This window comes from Luteimonas rhizosphaericola, from assembly GCF_029888045.1.
GTDB classification, from domain to species: domain Bacteria; phylum Pseudomonadota; class Gammaproteobacteria; order Xanthomonadales; family Xanthomonadaceae; genus Luteimonas; species Luteimonas rhizosphaericola.
This window is the reverse complement of sequence record NZ_JARXRN010000006.1, coordinates 1-19,699: the sequence shown is the minus strand read 5'-3', so window position 1 is coordinate 19,699 and position 19,699 is coordinate 1. Positions and strand designations below refer to the sequence as shown.

At 72.5% G+C, this 19,699-nt stretch carries 15 protein-coding genes and 1 pseudogene; 4 read left to right on the top strand and 12 right to left on the bottom strand.

Going from position 1 to position 19,699, the window contains the following annotated elements:
- Nucleotides 1–282 precede the first annotated feature (282 nt).
- Entirely contained in the window at nt 283–1,053 is a 771-nt protein-coding gene (locus tag QFW80_RS00200) for an N-acetylmuramoyl-L-alanine amidase (RefSeq protein WP_280598845.1), read from the top strand.
- A gap of 70 nt (nt 1,054–1,123) precedes the next feature.
- On the opposite strand, the gene QFW80_RS00195 is transcribed toward QFW80_RS00200, so the two are convergent.
- The 4 genes from QFW80_RS00195 to QFW80_RS00180 form a co-directional block, all read right to left on the bottom strand.
- Entirely contained in the window at nt 1,124–2,197 is a 1,074-nt protein-coding gene (locus tag QFW80_RS00195; protein ID WP_280598844.1) for an SDR family oxidoreductase, read from the bottom strand.
- A gap of 19 nt (nt 2,198–2,216) precedes the next feature.
- A complete protein-coding gene (gene ku, locus QFW80_RS00190) occupies nt 2,217–3,131 on the bottom strand; it encodes a non-homologous end joining protein Ku (protein WP_280598842.1) in 915 nt (304 codons plus the stop codon).
- Nucleotides 3,132–3,199: 68 nt separating this feature from the next.
- On the bottom strand, nt 3,200–6,121 hold the full coding sequence (gene ligD, locus QFW80_RS00185) for a non-homologous end-joining DNA ligase (RefSeq protein ID WP_280598840.1): 2,922 nt from the start codon (nt 6,119–6,121) through the stop codon (nt 3,200–3,202).
- 236 nt (nt 6,122–6,357) lie between these two features.
- Nucleotides 6,358–6,861, bottom strand: a complete 504-nt coding sequence (locus QFW80_RS00180; protein ID WP_280598839.1) for a hypothetical protein — start codon at nt 6,859–6,861, stop codon at nt 6,358–6,360.
- A gap of 795 nt (nt 6,862–7,656) precedes the next feature.
- Here QFW80_RS00180 and QFW80_RS00175 point away from each other — a divergent pair.
- From QFW80_RS00175 to QFW80_RS00165, 3 genes are read left to right on the top strand one after another with little or no spacing between them, the layout of a single operon-like run.
- On the top strand, nt 7,657–9,156 hold the full coding sequence (locus QFW80_RS00175) for a cytochrome ubiquinol oxidase subunit I (RefSeq protein WP_280598838.1): 1,500 nt from the start codon (nt 7,657–7,659) through the stop codon (nt 9,154–9,156).
- Complete coding sequence (cydB, locus tag QFW80_RS00170; protein ID WP_280598836.1) at nt 9,153–10,154, top strand: cytochrome d ubiquinol oxidase subunit II; 1,002 nt, start codon at nt 9,153–9,155, stop codon at nt 10,152–10,154. Before QFW80_RS00175 ends, cydB begins: the two co-directional genes overlap by 4 nt.
- The gene (locus QFW80_RS00165) at nt 10,154–10,285 is read left to right on the top strand and encodes a DUF2474 family protein (RefSeq protein ID WP_280598834.1); all 132 of its coding nucleotides are present in this window, start codon (nt 10,154–10,156) and stop codon (nt 10,283–10,285) included. Before cydB ends, QFW80_RS00165 begins: the two co-directional genes overlap by 1 nt.
- A 25-nt stretch (nt 10,286–10,310) precedes the next feature.
- Here the strand turns inward: QFW80_RS00165 and QFW80_RS00160 are convergent, their stop codons facing one another.
- The 8 genes and pseudogenes from QFW80_RS00160 to QFW80_RS00125 all read right to left on the bottom strand — a co-directional run.
- Nucleotides 10,311–11,327, bottom strand: a complete 1,017-nt coding sequence (locus QFW80_RS00160) for an HDOD domain-containing protein (protein ID WP_280598833.1) — start codon at nt 11,325–11,327, stop codon at nt 10,311–10,313.
- Nucleotides 11,328–11,481: 154 nt separating this feature from the next.
- On the bottom strand, nt 11,482–13,296 hold the full coding sequence (locus QFW80_RS00155) for an ATP-binding protein (RefSeq protein ID WP_280598832.1): 1,815 nt from the start codon (nt 13,294–13,296) through the stop codon (nt 11,482–11,484).
- Nucleotides 13,297–13,367: 71 nt separating this feature from the next.
- Nucleotides 13,368–14,546 (bottom strand): methyl-accepting chemotaxis protein, encoded by a 1,179-nt coding sequence (locus QFW80_RS00150; RefSeq protein ID WP_280598831.1) that lies wholly within the window; start codon nt 14,544–14,546, stop codon nt 13,368–13,370.
- Between the two features lie 63 nt (nt 14,547–14,609).
- Nucleotides 14,610–15,659, bottom strand: a complete 1,050-nt coding sequence (locus QFW80_RS00145; protein ID WP_280598830.1) for a protein-glutamate methylesterase/protein-glutamine glutaminase — start codon at nt 15,657–15,659, stop codon at nt 14,610–14,612.
- Between the two features lies 1 nt (nt 15,660).
- The gene (cheD, locus tag QFW80_RS00140; RefSeq protein WP_280598828.1) at nt 15,661–16,251 is read right to left on the bottom strand and encodes a chemoreceptor glutamine deamidase CheD; all 591 of its coding nucleotides are present in this window, start codon (nt 16,249–16,251) and stop codon (nt 15,661–15,663) included.
- Nucleotides 16,248–17,123: a CheR family methyltransferase gene (locus tag QFW80_RS00135; RefSeq protein ID WP_280598827.1), complete on the bottom strand. Its 876-nt coding sequence runs from the start codon at nt 17,121–17,123 to the stop codon at nt 16,248–16,250. Before QFW80_RS00135 ends, cheD begins: the two co-directional genes overlap by 4 nt.
- Entirely contained in the window at nt 17,116–19,419 is a 2,304-nt protein-coding gene (locus QFW80_RS00130; RefSeq protein WP_280598825.1) for a putative bifunctional diguanylate cyclase/phosphodiesterase, read from the bottom strand. The genes QFW80_RS00135 and QFW80_RS00130 overlap by 8 nt, the downstream gene beginning before the upstream one ends.
- Before the next feature lie 37 nt (nt 19,420–19,456).
- A pseudogene (locus tag QFW80_RS00125) lies at nt 19,457–19,699 on the bottom strand (methyl-accepting chemotaxis protein); the annotation flags it as partial.

Here is a 19,699-nt window from a genome sequence, read left to right as displayed (position 1 = left end):
GCGCAGGCCGGGGGACATTCGTCGCAAAGGCTCCCGGCCGCCGCGGGGCCCGTCAGGTCGCCGTCGACAGTCGAACTGCGTCCGGTCGTCCGGTCACGTCGCCGTACAATTCGCAGCCCGGAACCACCGCGCGTTGCCACTGCGCGATCGCAAGCGCGAACCAGCGTTCCGCCTGCATACCTGTGCGATGACACCATCGACATCGGCCGTCCTCGAACGACCTGAGACGTGCAAGGAACCGGCTCGCTTGCAATCGCGGCGCGCAGAAGATGCAATGCGGGCATGCCGAATCGAATCCGCCTCGCGATCCTGTGCGCCTGCGCGCTCGTCCTCGCCGCCTGCCAGCATGGCGCGCCGCGCAACCCGATGGCCACCTGGGTGCCGTCGCCGAACTTCGACACCCGGCGCGCGCAGCTGATCGTGCTGCACTACACCGAGCAGGACTCGGTCGCGCAGAGCTTGCACACCCTGCGCACGCGCAACAGCGGAGGGCCGGTGAGCTCGCACTACCTGGTGGGGGACGACGGCGCGATCTACCAGCTGGTGTCCGACGAGCATCGCGCCTGGCATGCCGGTGCCGGCAGCTGGGGTTCGATCCACGAGCTCAACTCCGCCTCGATCGGCATCGAGATCGACAATGACGGCGTCGAGCCCTTCAGCGAACCGCAGATCGCCGCCCTGCTGCGCCTGCTCGACGACCTGACCACGCGCCACCGGATTCCGAAGGATGCCGTGATCGGGCATTCCGACCTCGCGCCCGGCCGCAAGATCGATCCGGGGCCGCGTTTCCCCTGGAAGCGCCTGGCCGAGGCCGGCTACGGCGTCTGGCCCGACCCGGCCGCGCCTCTGCCGCCGCCCGGCTTCGATCCGGTCCAGGCGCTGCGCCTGGTCGGCTATCCGGTCGACAACCTCGAGGCGGCGATCCACTCCTACCGCATGCGCTTCCGCGGCGACAACGGCAAGGCGCTCGACGAAGAAGACCTGCGCATCCTGCATGCCCTGACCTGGCGGCGTTCGCCCGTGTCCGCGGCGCCGGCTGCCGGCGCGCCCTGAAAGCCGCGCCTCGGCTGCGGCCGGCGCGGCTCGCGGGAGGCGCGCGCGTCGCTTGCGCGCGCCGCGGGGCTCAGCCCTTAGGCCCGCCCATCACCGGCAGTACGATGCCGTTGACGTAGCTCGACATCACCGGCGAGGCCAGGAACACGAATGCCGGCGAGAGTTCCTCCGGCTGCGCCGCGCGGCCCATCGCACTGTCCTGTCCGAACTCGCCCACTTCGTCGGCGGGCTTGTCGGCGGGATTGAACGGCGTCCAGACCGGGCCCGGCGCCACCGCGTTGACGCGGATGCCGCGCGGGATCAGGTTGGCGGCCAGCGCCTTGGTGAAGGCGTGCACCGCGCCCTTTGTGGTCGAGTAGTCGATCAGCTTCGGGCTGCCGAACAGGCCCGTCACCGAACCGCAGTTGATGATCGACGCGCCCTCGGACATGTGCGGCAGCGCCGCGCGCGCCATCTGCAGGTAGCCGGCGACGTTGGTCTGCAGGGTCTCCTGCAGGTGGTCGTCGCTGATGTCCTCCAGGCGCTCGGCGTGCAGCTGGAAGCCGGCGTTGTTGACCAGCACGTCGAGCCGGCCGAACTGCTTCGCCACCTGCTTGACCGCGCGGTTGCAGAACGCGGGATCGCGCACGTCGCCCGGCACCAGCACGGCCTGGCGGCCTTCCTTCTCGACCCAGCGCGCGGTTTCCTTCGCGTCCTCGTGTTCGTCCAGGTAGAAGATCGCCACGTCCGCGCCCTCGCGCGCGAACAGCACCGCGACCGCGCGGCCGATGCCGGAGTCGGCGCCGGTCACGATCGCCTTCATGCCTTCGAGCTTGCCGCTGCCGCGGTAGTCCGGGGCCTCGAAGCGCGGTGCGAGATCGAGGTCGGCTTCGCGGCCCGGCTTGGCGATGTGCTGCGCCGGCATGCGCTCGGGTTGCCGGCGCGCGCCGGCCTGCATCGGCGCGTCGTCGCCCTTGTCCTTGCCCGTGCGGCGGGCATCCTTGCGGTCGATGACCGCCTGCAGTCCGCGCTGGCCGCGCGCGGTGCGCGCCGCGGCCTGCGCGTCGCCGCCGGTCGGTGCCTTCGCCGCGCGCGGCGTGGCCTTCGCGGTGGAAGCGGGCGCCTTGCGTGCGGGCGCCTTGCTGGAGGTCTTCTTGCGTGCCATCGTCGTCAGGGTCTCCTTGTCAGCCGGCCTTGCGTGTGCGTGTGCCGGACTTGGCCGCCTTCTTCGCGGGCGTCTTCTTCTTCGCCGCCTTGCGCGGGGCGGACTTCCTGCCCGCGGTCTTCTTGGCCGGCGTGCGGGTGTTGTCCTTCAGGCTCTTCTGCAGCAGGGAGACGAAGTCGACCACGTTGGTGGCCGCGTCCTCCTGCGGTTCGGGCTCCTCCAGGACCTGGGTGGTGGCGCCCTTGCTCTTGATCCGCTTGCGGATGATCTCGGCCAGGCGCTCGCGGAACTCGTCGTGGTAGTCGCCCGGGTTCCACTTCGCGGCCATCGAGTCGACCAGCTGGGTGGCCATCTCCAGCTCCTTCGCGCTGACGCGGTAGTCGCCGGCCTTGCCCTCGGGGATCTTGTACTCGGCGGGGTCGACCAGCTCCTGCGGGTAGCGCATCAGCATCAGGATCAGCGCATCGCCCTGCGGCATCACCGCCGACAGGTACTCGCGGGTGCGGATCACCACCCGCGCCACGCCGATCTTCTTCGCCTTGCGCAGCGTCTCGCGCAGCAGCACGTAGCCCTTCTCGGCCTTCTTGCCGGGCACCAGCACGTAGGGCTTCTCGAAGAAGCGCACGTCGATCGATTCCTGGTCGACGAAAGCCTCGATCTCCACCGATTCGTGGCTTTCCGGCGCGGCCGAGGCGATGTCGGATTTCTCGATCACCACGTAGCTGCCCTTGTCGTACTCGAACGCCTTGACGATCTCCTTCCACGGCACTTCCTCGCCGGTATCGGCGTTCACGCGCTCGAAGCGGATCGGCTTGCGGTCGCGCGAGTCGAGCATGCGGAAGGACAGGTCGTTGCTGCGGGTGCCGGACATCAGCGAGACCGGCACGTTGAGCAGGCCGAAACTGAGGTTGCCGGTCCAGATGGGGCGGGCCATGCCGTCACTCGCGCAGGAAGGCGGGTCGCCAGCCTGCTCCCGCGGGCGTCGTCGCCACGTGCAGAGGCTCAGCCGGGTAGCGACTGCACGACCGCGTCGATGCCCTCCCACGGGTGGCGACGCAGCCGCTTCAGCCGCGCCAGCGCGTTGCCGATGTCCCAGGCGTTGCCGGCGCGCACCCGGCCCAGTTCCTCCCAGCGCAGCGGCATGCACACCGGCGCCCCGGCACGCGCGCGCACCGAGAAGCTGGCGACGCTGGTGGCGCCGCGGCCGTTGCGCAGCCAGTCGATGAAGATCCGGCCCTTGCGGCGCTGCTTGCTGGCGGTGGCCACGTAGCGCAGCGGGTCGGCTTCGCGCGCGGCCTCGGCCACGGCCTGGGCGAACGCGCGCGCGCGCTCCCAGGGTTCGGCCGGCGACAGCGGCACCACCAGGTGCAGGCCCTTGCCGCCGGTGGTGCGCACGAACGATTCCAGCCCCGCCTGCGACAGGAACCCGCGCAGCTGGCGCGCCGCGGCGACCACGTCGGGCCAGCCGATCGAAGCGTCGGGATCGAGGTCGAACACCAGCCGGTCGCAGTGCTCCACGTCGTCCACGTGCGTGCCCCAGGGGTGGAACTCGATGGTGTTGAACTGCACCAGTTCCAGCACGCTGGCCGCGTCGGTGACGTAGAGATAGTCCTCGCGACCGCCGTCGGATTCCTTCAGCGGGATGCGCGACACCAGGTCCATCCCCGGCGTGGCGTGCTTCTGGAAGAAGCACTGCGCCCGCAGCCCGCCGGGGCAGCGCACCAGCGACAGCGGCCGGCCTGCGATCTCGGGCAGCAGCCAGTCCATCGCCGCGGCGTAGTAGTCGGCGAGCTGCCGTTTGGTGATGCCGTCGCCGGGGAACAGCACCTTCCCGGGGCTCGACAGCGCCGGCGGGGAGCGCGCGTTGCCGGCGCCAGCGCCGCGCGCGCGGGCCTTCGGCGCGGCGCGCGCCCGGTCTTTCACCGTCCCGCCGCCTGTCGCGGAGGCCTTCGCCTGCTTCGCGCCGGTTGCCCCGCGTGCGGTCGGGCCGGGTGCGGCGTTTGCGGCCTTGATGGCCCTGGTGGTCTTTCCGGTCTTTTTCGAAGCCCGGGTCGGCTTCGCTGGTCCGGACGCTTTCGGCGCCATCGCGGCGTTCGCGCCCGATGCCTTCGACGCTTTCGCGGGAGCGCGCGCGCCCGCCTTCGCCGCCTTCGCCGTGTTCCCCGGGGCCGTCCCGGGCCGCGTCTTGCGTCGTCTCGCCACCGATCCGTCCTCCGCGCCGTCGTCGATGCGGTCGCCGCCGGCGTCGGCCAGGTCGGACACGCGCTTGTCGGGCCGCAGGGCCTTGAAGCTGGCCTGGCGCAGCAGCCCGCGTCCGCCGGTGCCGCGATGGAACACTTCCACCACGAACGCCGGCCGCGGCAGCCATTTCGCCTGGCGCAGGTCGGTGTCGTGCTCGGGCACGTATACGGTCTCCGCAGCGCGCCCCTTGCCGGCCAGGCGCTCGCCCAGCGCCGCGAGCTGCGGGTCGCTGAAGCCGCTGCCCACGCGGCCGGCGTAGCGCCAGCCGTGGGTCGGGTCGGGCGTGGCCAGCAGCAGCGCGCCGATGCCGCGGCGGCTGCCCTTGGGCGGGGTGTAGCCGACCACCGCGTATTCGGCGCTGGCCTGGGCCTTGGTCTTGCGCCAGTCGTCGCCGCGGCCCGGATGGTAGGCCGCATCCGCGCGCTTGGAGATGATGCCCTCGAAGCCGGCGTCGAGCGCGGCCTGGAACGCCGCCTCGCCGTCGCCGACGCCGTGCGAGCTGTAGGCCAGCACCTCCGGGGCCTTGCGCAGCAGCCGTTCGAGCAGCTGCTTGCGCTCCAGCAGCGGCGCGTGCGCCAGGTCGATGCCGTCCAGGTGCAGCAGGTCGAACAGCACCAGCCGCAGCCGGCCCTGGCGTTCGCCCGAGAGCACCTGCTGCAGGGCGTTGAAGTCCTCGCGCCGGCCCTGCACCGCGATCAGCTCGCCGTCCAGCAGCGCCTCGCGCGCACCGAGCGTGGCCAAGGCATCGCGCACTTCCGGCACGCGGTCGGTCCAGTCCAGCCCGTTGCGCGACCACAGCCTCGGTGCACCGGCGTGCAGGCTCGCGAGCAGACGATAGCCGTCCCACTTGAGTTCATGCAGCCACTGCCCGCCCGCGGGCGGCTGGGCCACCAGGCGCGCGAGTTGCGGCGCGGGCGCGTCCGTGCCCAGCGCATGCTCGCGCGCGCCGGTCAGCTTGCCGGCCGCGGCGCGCCAGTCGGTCCGGGAGCGGCGGGCTCGGGCCGCGGGCGTGGCGGGCGTGGAGGCGGACTTGCGTGCGGCCCGGGTCGCGAACGGCGTCCGCGCCGCGCTGCGACGCTTGTCGCTGGCAGGCCTGTTCCCGGCAGGCGTCTTCGCCCGTGCAGCACTCTTCTTCGCGACCGTGCGCGACGCAGGCGGCGCGGTCACGCCTTCGAGCAGGTCGTCGGCCTCCGCCGGCCCGGCCCAGGCGTCGTCCTGCTTGAACAGCAGCCACTGCGGCTGGCGCGCCGGCTTGCCCGAGCGCACCAGGTGCCAGCCACCCTTGAGCCGGTCGCCGTGCAGTTCGAAGCGCAGATGGCCCTTCGCCAGCTGCGCGGCGACGTCGCCGTCGGTGGTCCAGGTGCCGTGGTCGAACAGGGCGACATGGCCGGCGCCGTAATGGCCGGCGGGAATCTCGCCTTCGAACCCGGCGTAGTCCAGCGGATGGTCCTCGACCTCCACCGCCATGCGCTTGACCTTCGGGTCGAAGCTCGGGCCCTTGGGCACGGCCCAGCTGCGCAGCACGTCGCCGACCTGCAGCCGGAAATCGTAGTGGCGGCGGCTGGCGTGGTGCAGCTGCACCACGAAGATCGGACGGCGGCCGCGCGCCGTACGCGCAGGACCGTCGTCGGGTTCGGGTGTCTGCCCGAAGCGTCGCTTGCGGCGGTAATCCTCGAGCGCCATGGAGCGAGCGTGGCAGGGACCGCGTGTGCGGGCCGTGGATGCGCCGGCGGCGGCCCTGCAGCCGCCCGTCGCGCGATGCGACGGGTCGTGAGGGCAGGGAAGGCCTACGGGCCAACCGTGGGGCTTGAGGTCACACCAGGACGCTCCCGCGCCTCGCGAACGTCTGACGAACGCCTGCCGCGTGCAGACGGCAGTCTCGGCACACGCGATCCACGTCGCGCGCGAAGCGCGCGAGGTCAGGCTTGCGGCGTCGCGTGTCCGTCGACCTCCAGCTGCACCAGTCCGAGCTGATCGAACGGCGCGCGCAGGTGCGCCTGGCGATCGTCGTCGGCGTCGACCACCACCAGCACGCGGCCGGCCTCGATCTCGGCCTCGTATTTCCGACGTTCCGGCTCCTGGATCGACGCGCCCGCGAGCGCGGACGCCCATGAGCCGACCAGCGCGCCGGCCGCGCCGCCCCCGAGCAGGGCGCCGGCGAGCGTGAGCCCGAGCGGCGGGAACGTCATCGCCGCGAGGCCGGCCACCGCGCCCGCCGCCGCACCCAGGCCCGCGCCGCGCGCGGCGGCGGGCAGCATGTCGGTATCGGCCTGCTTCATCTCGTCGGGCACCGCGCCGACCTCGATATCCGAGCGCGCCACCAGCGACAGGCAGTCGTCGTCCAGTCCGACCTCGCGTGCCGCGGCGACCGCCTGCTCGGCGCGTGCGAGATCGGGCGCGCTGTAGATGCGGCGGGTGCTCATGCGCATGCTCCCGTCGCGTGCCCGCCACGGCGCCCGTGGGATGGCACTGCGCTGCGGACCGCACGTTCAAGGCCAGCCGGGACGTCTTCGCACCACGCGGGCGACAGGGGGGTGGCGCGCGCGTCAGCGCTGCCGCAGGTCGCAGGCAAGGCCATGTGGACTCCGTCGGATAGGGTGGACCGCGCCAGCCTGCGCCCGGCCGCGGCACGGCTGCGTGAAGCAGCCGGTGCGGGATCGCGGATGCTGGATCGACGCGCGCCGGCGCGCATGAACCCTGCGGCACAGGGCACTGCACCCGCCACGCGGGGCGCGTGCATGCCCGGGAGCGACTGCTCGTTGCGGGCATGCGCATCCTGCGACGACGCGCGTGCCGCATACGACCAATGCCGGGCCATCCACTCCACCGGGCCGTGTTTCCGCGCGTCGAGCAAGGCGCGCGTCCGTCGCGACGCGCGCCACGCCCCGCTCGCGACGTGCGGAATCCCGGCACGCGGAATCGCGACACGCATGGGTCAATCTGCCAGCACGCGCGATCGCGATGCGGGCGTATCATGTGGATTCGCGGATGCGCGCCGCGCCGGCCCGATGCCTCTGCGGACCGCCGCGCGCTTCCATCGCATCACCGCGGCGCCGTGCCTGCGCCGCCAGCCCGGGCGAGGGACATGCCGAGCACGCGCCAACGACCAGTGTCATCCGTCCCAACCGGCGTTTCGCGTCGGGCGCGCGGAGGGCGGGCGAGTGGCGCGCCGGCGCGATTCATGCGCGCGTCCCGGGTCCGACCTGCACGGAGGCACCATGTTCGCCGATGCTGACGCCGTGCTGCTGGCGCGGATCCAGTTCGCGTTCACCGTCAGCTTCCACTTCATCTTCCCGGCGTTCTCGATCGGGCTGGCGAGCTACCTCGCCGTGCTCGAGGCGCTGTGGCTGAAGACCGGTCGGCAGGTCTATCTCGACCTGTTCCGCTTCTGGGTGAAGATCTTCGCCGTCGCGTTCGCGATGGGCGTGGTGTCGGGCATCGTGATGTCCTACCAGTTCGGCACCAACTGGGCGGTGTTCTCCGATCGCGCCGGACCGGTGATCGGCCCGCTGATGGCCTACGAGGTGATGACCGCGTTCTTCCTCGAGGCCGGCTTCCTCGGCGTGATGCTGTTCGGCATGAACCGGGTGGGGCCGCGGCTGCATTTCCTGGCCACGCTGATGGTCGCGGTGGGCACCTTCATCTCCGCGTTCTGGATCCTCAGCGCCAACAGCTGGATGCACACGCCGGACGGGTTCTCCGTCAACGCGGCAGGCCAGTTCGTGCCGGAGGACTGGTGGGCGATCATCTTCAACCCGAGCTTTCCCTACCGGCTGGTGCACACGGTGATCGGCGCCTACCTCACCACCGCGCTGGCGGTGGGCGGCGTGGGCGCCTGGCACCTGCTGCAGCACCGGCGCGCGCGGGCGCGCGAGCAGTCCAGCGATGCCGCCGCCGACGTGCCCGGCGAGGATCCCGCGCTGCCGCCCTCGATCGTCGGCGCGCGCACGATGTTCTCGATGGCGATGTGGATGGCGGCGCTGGTCGCCCCGCTCCAGATCGTCGTCGGCGACCTGCAAGGCCTGAACACGCTCGAGCACCAGCCGGCCAAGGTGATGGCGATGGAAGGCCATTACGCGAGCCACCCCGACGGCGCGCCGCTGATCCTGTTCGGGTTGCCGAACAGCGGGGAGCAGCGGGTCGACTACGCGGTCGAAATTCCGAAACTGTCCTCGCTGATCCTCAAGCACGACCTCGACGCGCCGCTCGACGGGCTCGACACCATCGATCCCGCCCTGCATCCGCCGGTGCCGATCGTGTTCTGGTCGTTCCGGATCATGGTCGGGCTGGGGATGGCGATGCTGGCGCTGGGCGCCTGGAGCCTGTGGGCACGTCTGCGCAAACGGCTGTACGACTGGCCCGCGCTGCACCGCGCAGCGCTGGCGATGGCGCCCGCGGGCTTCGTCGCGGTGCTCGCCGGCTGGGTCACCACCGAGGTCGGGCGCCAGCCGTTCACCGTGTACAACCTGATGACCACTGCCGAGAGCGCCTCGCCGCTGGACGCGCCGGCGGTCGGCGCCTCGCTGCTCGCGTTCGTGGTGGTGTACTTCATCGTGTTCGGCTTCGGCGCCTGGTACATCCTCAAGCTGATGGCCAAGGGGGTGCAGGCGCACGAGCCCGCGCCCGACGGCGACGAGGGCCCGATCCGCACCGCCGGCATCACCCCCGGTCCGGCCGAACGCATCGGCGACGCCGCGCCGCGGGGAGATGCGCGATGAGCCTCGACCTGCCCACCGCCTGGGCGCTGCTGATCCTGTTCGCGGTGTTCGCGTACGTGGTGATGGATGGCTTCGACCTCGGCATCGGCATCCTGTTCCCGGTGTTCCCCGTCGGGCGCGAGCGCGACCAGGCGATCAACTCGATCGCGCCGGTCTGGGACGGCAACGAGACCTGGCTGGTGCTCGGCGGCGGCGGGCTGATGGCGGCGTTCCCGCTCGCCTACGGAGTGATCCTGACCGCGCTGTATCCGCCGATCATCGCGATGCTGCTCGGGCTGGTGTTCCGCGGCGTGGCGTTCGAGGCGCGCTGGCGCGATCCGGCGCACCGCCCGTGGTGGGACGTGGCATTCACCGGCGGCTCGCTGGTGGCCGCGTTCGCGCAGGGCGTGACCCTGGGCGCGCTGCTGCAGGGCATCGCGGTCGAGGATCGCGCCTATGCCGGCGGCTGGCTCGACTGGCTGACGCCGTTCTCGCTGCTCACCGGCGCCAGCGTGGTCGTGGGCTATGCGCTGCTGGGGGCGACCTGGCTGATCTGGAAGACCGAGGGCGAGGCCCAGGCGCACGCGCGCCGGCTGGCGCCGTGGCTGGCGCTGGGGCTGCTGGCGGGCATCGTGGGCGTGAGCCTGGCCACGCTCGGGCTGGAGTTCGACTACCACCGGCGCTGGACCACGTACCCGGTGGTGCTGCTGACCGCGCAGGTGCCGCTGCTGACCGCGATCTTGGGCTACGCGTTCTGGCGCGCGCTGCGACGGGGGCGCGAATTGGCGCCGTTCCTGCTGACGCTGGGGCTGTTCGCGCTGACCTTCGCCGGGCTGGCGATCAGCATGTTCCCCTACATCGTGCCGCGCGCGCTGGACATCCACGCCGCCGCCGCGCCCGACGCCAGCCTGCGCTTCATGCTGGTGGGCGCGGTGGTGCTGATCCCGGTGATCCTGGCCTACACCGGCTGGGCCTACTGGGTGTTCCGCGGCAAGGTCGGCCACGCGGGCTACCACTGATGGCCGGTGACGCGCGCGATGCCGCGCCGGGGCCGCTGTGGAAGCGGCTGGCGTGGTTCGTCGCGCTGTGGCTGGCGGGGCTGGCCGCCGTCGGGACGGTGGCGTGGCTGCTGCGGCTGTGGATCGGGTGACCGCGCGCGGACGCCGCGTGCGCGCTCACTCGCTGCCGGTAGACGCCTTCGCCAGCTCGCGCCAGCGCGGCAGGCGGTCGTACTGGCCGACCGAGCGCAGGTAGGCCTCGTCGGGCTCGCGGCCGTTGACCAGGGCCGCGGCCACGTGCACCGCGCCGGTGACCCAGAAACTGCCGCGCACGCGCGAAGGACGGTCGTGGAATGCGACCGCCTCGACGATCGGCGCGGGCAGGCCCCACAGGCCCAGCAGATAGGCGCCGGTGGTGCTGTAGGGCGTGGTGGAGGCGTCGACCGCGGTGCGCGGCAGCAGCAGGCCGACTTCGGCCAGCAGGCCGGCGGTGGTGGCCAGGTCCGCACTCGGTCCGGCCAGCAGCTTGCCGGCCAGCTGCGAGATGCGCAGCGCGCGGTCGCGCAGCTCGTCGGCCTCGGGACCGGCGGAGAACACTTCGCTGGCGAGCACCAGCTGGCGCAGCGTGTTGTGGCCGAGGCGGGTGACCGCCGAGCGCAGGTCGGCGATCTCGCGGCCGCCGGAGTAGTACGCCGAGTTGGACAGCCGCAGCACGCGCGCGGCGACGGTCGGATCCTGCGCCACCACGTCGGCGATCTTCGCCGCGGTGCTGTCGGGATCGCGCAGCAGCGTGGTCAGCGCGAGGTACTGGCGCGGCGCGGCCGGCAGCGTGCCGACGCGCTCGATCGCGGATTTCAGCGCCGGGTCGTCGAGCAGGGTGCGCAGTTCGGCCACGCTCTCGACCGCATCGATCAGCGCCAGCGAATCCAGCGGTTCGTTGAGGATGCGGTGGCTGTTGGTGAGCGCGTCGAACAGGTCGTGCCCGCCCTCGGGCGCCACCAGCAGGATGCGCATCGCATCGGGATGGCGGCGGTACAGGCCGGCCAGCACCGGCAGGCCGGCACGATCGCCCACCCGCGAGGCGCACACGATCACGTCCGGCGCGCCGTCGCTGCCCGCGGCCGGGACGTCGGCATCCGAAGCCACGTGGTCCAGGTGCCACGCCAGGTCGTGTTCCGACAGTTCGCGCGCCACGGCCGCGATATGGTCCGTGTCGCCTCCGACTACAACGATCCGCACTGCATTCCCCTTCGATTCCCCGGGCGGGAAAGATACCGCGCCACCGCCGCCGCCCGTAGCGCGCGCTGCGCGTTCTTCCACGCGGCGCACAGTTCCGGCCGGCGCATCGTCAGGCGCCATCCCCCGGTATCGGCAGCACGGCGCGAACCTGAGTGCCGCCGCCCTCGCGCGAGTTGATCGCCAGGCTGCCGCCGAGCTGGGTGGCGCGTTCACGCATGGTGAGCAGGCCCAGGCCGCCGGGGCGCTCGGGATCGATGCCGTGGCCGTCGTCGACCACGCGCAGCACCAGGCTGCGCTGGCCGTCGACGTGCTCGATCGCCACGCGGACGCGTGCATGCGTGGCGCCGGCGTGGCGGGCGACATTGGTCATCGCTTCCTGCGCGATGCGGAAGCAGGCCAGTTCGACCGCGGCCGGCAGGCGCTGGGCGATCGGCGCCACGTCCAGTTCGACCTGCAGCCGGCTGTTGCGCGCCAGCGCGGCCACCTGCCCGCGCAGCGCCGCTTCCAGGCCGAGCGAATCGAGCTGCGGCGGGCGCAGCAGCAGCGACAGGTTGCGCAGCTTGTGCACGGTCTGGTCGGCGATGGCGATGACCTCGTCGAGGATCTCGCGCCGCACCGCCGCGTCCGTGGCCAGGCTGTCGTCGGTCAGCGACGTGGCCGCCAGCTTGATCGCGGTGATGGACTGGCCGATGTCGTCGTGCAGTTCGCGCGAGAGCGCGCGGCGCTCGTCCTCCTGCACCGTGAGCAGGCGCTGCGCGACCGACTGCAGTTCCTCGCGCAGGTGGCGCTGTTCCTGCAGGCTCAGGTTCACCGTTTCGTAGGAGGCGCGCGCGCGCGCGGCCAGTGCGTTCATCGCGTCGACCAGCGGCACCAGCTCGCTGGGCAGGTTGTCGGGTGCGATCGGGCTCGGGTCGCTGTCGAGCGCGAACTGCTGCATGCGCTCGAGCAGCCCGTGCACGCTGTGGCCGAGCCGCCGCAGCTTGGCCACCGCCACCGCGAGCACGCCGGCGAGCACCAGCGCCAGGACCGCCAGCAGCGCCAGCGCGTTGCGGCGCAGCTCGGCGTCGACCACGGCGTGCGGCTGCAGCAGGACCAAGTGCCAGCCGTTGTCGAGCGGGGCGGCGTACGCGAATGCGTCGTCGCCGTCGCGCAGCGCGCCGCGCAGCGAACGCATGCCGCGCTCGCCGCGCGCCAGGCGCGCCAGCTCGCGGTCGCCGGTCGCGTCGCCCAGGGCGTAGAGCGGACGCTGCGGCATTCCGGCGCCCGACTGGATCACGGTCAGGGCGCGGTCGAGCAGCAGCACCTCGAAGCCGTGCTCGTCCAGGCCGCCCCGGCGCATGCCCAGCGAATCGACCCGGATCGAACCTTCCAGCACGCCGGCGAAGCGTCCGTCCGCCTGCAGCGGCACCGACACCGCCACCAGCACGTCGCGGCCATGGCCGCGGCCGCGGAAGGCGTTGGAGACATGGCCGCGCCCGCTCTCGCGCGGCACCTGGAAATACTCGCGGTCGGCGACCGACTGCGGCCCGCCCTCCGGCAGCCCAGGTTCGCTGGCCAGGATGCGGCCGTCGGCATCGGTCACCAGCATCGTGGCGAAGGCCGGATAGTGGCGGCTGATGCGGGCGAGGTCGGCCTGCCAGCGCGCGACGTCGTCCAGGCTGGCTTCGCCGGCGCGGCGGTCGGCCAGCACCTGCAGCGCGGCCTGGTGTACCTGCAGGAAGCCTTCGAGCTCGCGCGCCCCGGCGTGGGCGGTGGCCGCCAGGCGGGTCGCGCTCTGTTCGCGCACCGAGACCGAGGCCTGCCACAGCAGCACCCCGGACAGCACCAGCACCGGCAGCACGACCGCGAGCAGCAGCAGCCGGGTGAATTCGCCGAGCAGGGCCCGGGCGGGCCGGGGCGTCGGGGCGGTCGCGGGATCGGGCATGCGGCCAAGCTACCGGCCGCAGCCGTCCGGCCGCAACCTCGGGCCGCCCGCGCGCGGCGGGCGAGGCCCGGTCAGAACAGTTCGACGCTGCCGGCGTCCATCGACTGCTGGGTCACCGGCTTGTGCGGCGGACGCTCCCACTCGCCGCGCATCTGGGCGATGCGCTGCCCGATCTGCGACAGCGCCTGGCGCAGTTCCGCGCCGGACTGGCCGCCGCTGCGGTGCAGCAGGTCCTGCAGCACGGTGGCTTCGCGGTTGATCGCGCCCAGCCGGTCGAGATGCACGTTGGCCGCGCCCAGCGCCTGGGTGGCGATGTCCTCGAACTGCAGCGAGCGCACCGCCTCGGCGACCGAGCCGTCGATCGACTTGCTGCACTCGGCGATTTCGCGCATGCCGGTGCCAAGGTTGCGGTTGATGCCGTCGACGCGCTCGAGCATCGCCGCGGCTTCGGCGCGGGCGACGCGGCTGCGGTCCAGGTCGCGCGAGGCCATCGTGCTGACGGTGTCGCGCACCCGGGCGATCGAGTCCTTGGAACTGTGGGCGAGCTTGCGGATCTGTTCGTTGAACGCGGTCGAGCGCTCCGACAGGTTGCGCACCTCGTCGGCGACCACCGCGAAGCCACGACCGGCTTCGCCGGCACGCGCGGCCTCGATCGCGGCGTTGAGCGCGAGCAGGTTGGTCTGGTCGGCGATCGACTTGACGTCCTCGAGCAGCGAGAAGATGCCGTCCAGGTGCTCGGCCATGGCGTCGATGTGGGTCACGGTGGCGCCGCTCTGGCCGCTGACCGCTTCCAGCGCCTCGACCAGCTGCTCCATCTGCTGGCTGGCCTGCAGCGCGAAGCGGTGCACGTCCGAGCCGCTGCCGTCGCCGTCGCTGCGGCGGTCGATGATGCGCGAGGCGACCTCGCTCTGCTGGCGCGACTTGCGGTTGACCGCGTCGAAGCTGGTGCCGAGCTTGGCCACCGACTCGCGGATCAGTTCGCGGGTGCGTTCGATCTCGTCGCGCGAACCCTGCACTTCGGCGCCGATGAAGGTGCGCAGTTCCTCCAGCACCCGGCTCTGCTCGCGCAGCAGCGCGGCATCGCCCTGCGATGGACGCAGCACGGTCCAGGCGAAGCCGAGCCAGGCCAGCGACATGGCGGCCAGGGCGCCCCAGCGGATGGCGGGGGCCAGGTCCAGCGCCTGCGCGAGGACCAGGACGAGGGTGAGCGCCACGGGCGCTGCGAGGCGAAGCAATACACGCGAATCCATCGTCGGTCCTGCCGGTTGCATGAGGTGGGTCTGCCGTCGGTAACGGCAGCGTGGCGGCGCGCTTTAGCGCTCGCGAGGGGCGGCCAGCAGCCGCCGAGCGACCTGTTCCAGCGGCACGACCTCGTCGGCCGCGCCGAGCGCGACCGCCGCGCCGGGCATGCCCCAGATCACGCTGCTGGCCTCGTCCTGGGCCAGCGTACGTGCGCCCGCGCGACGCAGCGACAGCAGCCCCGCGGCGCCGTCGTCGCCCATGCCGGTGAGCAGGGCCGCGGTGGCGTTGCGCCCGGCGTGCGCGGCCACCGATTCAAACAGCACGTCGACGCTGGGCCGGTGGCGGCGCACCGGATCGTCGTCGCCCAGCCGGCAGATCCAGCGCGCACCGCTGCGCACCACGCGCAGGTGACGGCCGCCCGGCGCGACGTAGGCATGGCCGGCGAGCAGGGGCTGCTGGTCGGTGGCTTCCATCACCGTCATGCGGCTGTGGCGGTCGAGCCGCTCGGCGAACGGGCCGCTGAACGCGGCCGGGATGTGCTGCACGATCACCGTGGCCGGCGCGTCGGCCGGCATCTGCTCGAGCACCTCGCGGATCGCCTCGGTGCCGCCGGTGGACGCGCCGATCGCGAGCAGGCGCTCGGTGGTGCGGTAGCCGATCGGCCCCTGCAGCGGAGGCGTCGCGGCGGCATCGGCCGGCGCGATCCGCGCCACGCGCGCGTTCGCGGCCTGCTTGACCTTCTCCACCAGCATCGGGCCGTAGCCGGCCAGGCCGCGGGCGACGTCGATCTTGGGCTTGGCGATGAAGTCCACCGCGCCCAGCGCCAGGGCGTCGAGCGTCACGCTCGCGCCGGCTTCGGTCAGCGACGACACCATCAGCACCGGCATCGGCCGCAGCCGCATCAGGTTGCGCAGGAACGTGAGCCCGTCCATGCGCGGCATCTCGACGTCGAGCGTCAGCACGTCCGGCGCGAGCTGCTTGATCTTCTCGCGCGCGATGTACGGATCGGACGCGGTGCCGACCACCTCGATGCCGGGATCGTCGCCCAGCAGTTCGGACATCAGCGCCCGTACCAGGGCCGAGTCGTCGACCACCAGCACCCGGATGGGGCGGCGGGCCATGTCAGAACAGTTCCACGGTCCCGGCGACCGGCGCGCGCGCCAGTCGGCCGTACAGCGCGCGCTCGGCGTCCACCACCTCGTCGCGGGTGGCCGGCAGGCGCTTGACCAGGCTGCGCCCGGTCTGCACGAAGAAGCCGACCTTGCGCGCCTGGGTGTCGCCCAGGTCCTGCGCCAGGACCGGGATCTTCTCCGCGTCCAGGTAGTCGAGCACGAAGCGCGCGTTGCGGGTGCCGATGGGATGGCTGTGGAATCCGCTGAGCACGTTGCCGCCGCCGAACACCTTGGCCTGCAGCCGCTGGCGGCGCGCGCCGCGCTTGAGCAGGTCGTTGATCAGCAATTCCATGGCGTTGACGCCGTAGCGCGCGGACGTGGCGTCGTTGTCGTCGCCGCCGGGCAGCATGAAGTGGTTCATCCCGCCCAGGCGCATCGCCGGGTCGTACAGGCAGGCGGCCACGCACGAGCCGAGCAGGGTCACCAGCGCGACCGGCTGGTCGGTCACCAGGTAGTCGGCCGGCAGCAGGCGGATGGCGCGGGTCTGCAGCGCGGAATCGAAATACCCGCCGGTGGACGGGACCGCCAGCGTGGCGCTCATCGGGCACCGCCGTCGGCCGCTGCGCGATAGACCGTCCGTCCGCAGGGCGACACCAGGTCGGCGGCGTGGTTGAAGCTTTCCGAATGGCCGGTGTACAGGCGCCCGCCCTCGGCCAGGGTCGGCACGATCCGCTGCAGCACGCCGTACTGGGTCGGCTTGTCGAAGTAGATCATCACGTTGCGGCAGAACACCGCGGCGTAGGCGCCGCGCTTGAGGCCGTAGTCGCGATCGAGCAGGTTCAGCGGCCGGAATTCGAGCAGTGCGCGCAGCTCCGGGCGCACCCGGCACAGGCCGGCGTTGGCGCCGGCGCCGCGCTGGAAGAAGCGCCGCTTGCGTGCCGGCTCCAGCGCGTCGATACGGTCGAGCGTATACACCCCGCGCGCGGCCGACTGCAGCACGGCGGTGTCGATGTCGGTGGCCAGGATCCGGACCGGCGGGGTCAGGGTGTCGAAGGCCTCGCAGGCCGTGATCGCCAGCGAGTAGGGCTCCTCGCCGGTCGAGGCCGCGCAGCACCAGACCAGCAGCGGCGGGCCGCCCTGCCAGGCCGCGCGCAGCTGGGTGGCCAGCAGCGGGAAGTGGTGCGCCTCGCGGAAGAACGAGGTCAGGTTGGTGGTGAGCGCGTTGACGAACTGCTCCGGCTCGTCGCCCGCGTCGGCGTCGACCAGGTCCAGGTAATCGCTGAAGCGCTCGATGCCGCGCGCGCGCAGGCGCCGCACCAGGCGGCTGTAGACCATGTCGCGCTTGTGGTCGCCCAGGCTGATGCCCGCGCGCTCGTAGATCATCCGGCACACGCGGCGGAAGTCGCGGTCCTCGAACGCGAACGTGCGCTCTCCGGTCGCGGAGGACGGTGGCTCGCGCAGCAGCTCAGCCATGGCACGGCTCCGCGGCGGCCATCGCCGCGGTGGCGGCCGCCTCCGCGGGATCGGCCGCATCCAGCGACGCGTCCGCGGGCGAACGCGCCGCCGCCGGGGCGGAGGCCGCCTGCGGCACGTGGTCGGACAGCCAGCGCTCGAACAGGCGCGGTGCCAGCGCCATCGAGTACAGGAATCCCTGCACTTCGTGGCAGCCGAACTCGCGCAGCAGCACCACCTGGTCGCGCGATTCCACGCCCTCGGCGATCACTTCCATGTCGAAGTTCTTCGCGATCAGCGTGATCGAGCGCACGATCGCCTTGTCGCCGCGGCTGGCGACCAGGTCGCGGACGAACGAGCGGTCGATCTTGACCCGGTCCACCGGCAGCCGGTGCAGCATCGACAGCGAGGCGTGGCCGGTGCCGAAGTCGTCGTAGGACACGCGGATGCCGCGGCTGCGCAGCTGCAGCAGGGTCTTCTCGGCCACACCGTCGTCGCGCAGGGCGATGGTCTCGGTCAGCTCGATCTCGAGCTGGTCTGCAGGCAGGCCGCTGGCGCGCAGCGCGGCATCGACCTTCTCCACCAGCGCGTCGTCGTTGAACTGGGCCGGGAACAGGTTGACGCCGACCTTGAGCCGGCGCCCGTGCAGCACCGGCCAGCCGGCGGCATCGCGGCAGGCCTGCTGGAGGATCCAGTTGCCCACCGCCGGGGCGATCGCGCTGCGCGCGAGGGCGTCGATGAAGGCGACCGGCATCAGCAGCCCGCGCTCGGGATGGCGCCAGCGCAGCAGCGCCTCGGCGCCGGAGACCACGCCGGAGGCGAGGTCGATCTGCGGCTGGTAGTGCAGTTCGAACTCGCCGTCGCGGAACGCGCGCCGCAGCTCGAGGTCGAGGTGGCGGCGGTCGACCGCCTCTTCGCGCATCGCCGGGGTGAAGCGGCGCAGCTGCAGGGTACCGGCACGCTTGGCGTGGCGCAGCGCAAGCGCCGCGAGCGCGAGCAGGCCGCTGCTGCCCGAATCCTCGTAGGCGGCCACGGCTTCGGACTCGTCGAACGCCAGGCCGATGCAGGCTTCCACGTGCACGCGCTGGTGTTCGACCTCGCATGGACGCGCGAGGTCGCGCAGCAGTGCCTGCAGACGCGGCTCGAGCGCGTCGGCGGTGTCGGCCGTCTCGAACAGGATCGCGAACTCGTCGCCGCCGAAACGCACCAGTTGCGCGTCGGTCGGCAGCCAGGCCATCAGCCGGCACGCCACCACCTGCAGCACGGTGTCGCCGATCACGTGGCCGAGCGCCTCGTTGATGGCGCGGAAGTTGTCCAGGCCCAGCAGCGCGACGCCGAGGCGCGCGCCGCGGCCGCGCAGGGCGCCGATGCTGGCGAACAGGGCTTCGCGGTTGGGCAGGCCGGTCAGCGGGTCGCGCCGCCCCGACGGTGGTTCGCGCCGGGCGCCGCCGTGGTCGGTGATGTCGCGCAGCACCAGGGCGATGCCGTCGTGCCAGCTGCAGCGCACCGCCTCGACCACGCGCAGCTCGCCCAGTGCGTCGCGGATGCGCAGTTCGCGCGCGCTGGGCACGTCGTTGCCGGGCGAGGCCGGGGCGTGCAGCCAGTCCGACACCGCGTCGGGGTCGAGCTGCAGCGACAGCGGCACCAGGTGTTCGACCGGCTGCCCGGGCGAGGCCGCGGCGCCGAGCAGTTCGCGCGCGGCGCCGTTGGCGAAGATGGTCGAGCCACGTCCGTCGACGACCACGATCGCACTGAAGCCTGCCTCGGCCACCTGGCGGCAGCGCGCCATCAGCGTGCCGGGCAGGGTGCGCGTGGCGAGCGCGGCCAGCGAGCGCAGGCGCGAGGACATCGTGTCGGCCGACTCATCGCGGCGGCAGGCGTCGCCGACGCCGATCACGCCGAGCAGGGTGCCGTCCGGCGCGAGCAGGGCGGCAGCCGCGACGTGGTGCAGGCCCGCACCGGTCACCACCGGATCGCCGGCGAGCACAGGATGCGTGCGGGTGTCGGGCACGACCGCCACCGGCTGGTCCGCGCTCACCAGGGCGTGCAGCCGCGAGTGGTCGAATACCGGTGTCAGCGCCAGTCCGCGGGTGGCGACCAGGCGCAGCCCGTCGTCCTCGACCAGCCACAGCAGGGCGCACGGGCAGTCGAGCAGTTCGGTCGCCACCGTGAGCAGCGCGGCGTGGCTGCCGTCATGGCCGTCGCCGTCCGGCGCCGGCGCGCCGCCGTCGGACGTCGGGTCCGCCGCCGCCGCGGATGCCTGCGGCGGGCGGGAACGTGCGTCGGCTTCCTCGGCGCGTGGGGCGAGCATGGGCATGACAGTCCGTTGTGGGGGAGGGTGGGGAGCGGATCGATCAGGCGAGTGCGTCGGCTTCGGGCGCGGGCGCGACCGACAGTCGGCGCGTCGCGCGCGGCACCTTGGACGCCGTGCCGGCGCCGTGCGCGGCGGTGCGCGCACCGTCCTGCACCCGGAACACCGCGACCGTCTGCACCAGCTGCCCCGCCTGCTGCTCCATGCTGCGCGCGGCGGCGGTGGCTTCTTCGACCAGGGCCGCGTTCTGCTGCGTGCCCTCGTCCATCTGGGTGATCGCCACGTT

What these genes read in the sequence shown, in the direction of transcription:
- cheD (WP_280598828.1), bottom strand. Translation starts at nt 16,251, where the DNA reads ATGAGCGCCACGCTGGCGGTCCCGTCCACCGGCGGGTATTTCGATTCC.
- QFW80_RS00165 (WP_280598834.1), top strand. Translation starts at nt 10,154, where the DNA reads ATGGCCGGTGACGCGCGCGATGCCGCGCCGGGGCCGCTGTGGAAGCGG.
- ku (WP_280598842.1), bottom strand. Translation starts at nt 3,131, where the DNA reads ATGGCCCGCCCCATCTGGACCGGCAACCTCAGTTTCGGCCTGCTCAAC.
- QFW80_RS00145 (WP_280598830.1), bottom strand. Translation starts at nt 15,659, where the DNA reads ATGGCCCGCCGCCCCATCCGGGTGCTGGTGGTCGACGACTCGGCCCTG.
- cydB (WP_280598836.1), top strand. Translation starts at nt 9,153, where the DNA reads ATGAGCCTCGACCTGCCCACCGCCTGGGCGCTGCTGATCCTGTTCGCG.
- QFW80_RS00150 (WP_280598831.1), bottom strand. Translation starts at nt 14,546, where the DNA reads ATGGATTCGCGTGTATTGCTTCGCCTCGCAGCGCCCGTGGCGCTCACC.
- QFW80_RS00195 (WP_280598844.1), bottom strand. Translation starts at nt 2,197, where the DNA reads ATGGCACGCAAGAAGACCTCCAGCAAGGCGCCCGCACGCAAGGCGCCC.
- QFW80_RS00130 (WP_280598825.1), bottom strand. Translation starts at nt 19,419, where the DNA reads ATGCCCATGCTCGCCCCACGCGCCGAGGAAGCCGACGCACGTTCCCGC.
- ligD (WP_280598840.1), bottom strand. Translation starts at nt 6,121, where the DNA reads ATGGCGCTCGAGGATTACCGCCGCAAGCGACGCTTCGGGCAGACACCC.
- QFW80_RS00180 (WP_280598839.1), bottom strand. Translation starts at nt 6,861, where the DNA reads ATGAGCACCCGCCGCATCTACAGCGCGCCCGATCTCGCACGCGCCGAG.
- QFW80_RS00135 (WP_280598827.1), bottom strand. Translation starts at nt 17,123, where the DNA reads ATGGCTGAGCTGCTGCGCGAGCCACCGTCCTCCGCGACCGGAGAGCGC.
- QFW80_RS00175 (WP_280598838.1), top strand. Translation starts at nt 7,657, where the DNA reads ATGTTCGCCGATGCTGACGCCGTGCTGCTGGCGCGGATCCAGTTCGCG.
- QFW80_RS00155 (WP_280598832.1), bottom strand. Translation starts at nt 13,296, where the DNA reads ATGCCCGATCCCGCGACCGCCCCGACGCCCCGGCCCGCCCGGGCCCTG.
- QFW80_RS00200 (WP_280598845.1), top strand. Translation starts at nt 283, where the DNA reads ATGCCGAATCGAATCCGCCTCGCGATCCTGTGCGCCTGCGCGCTCGTC.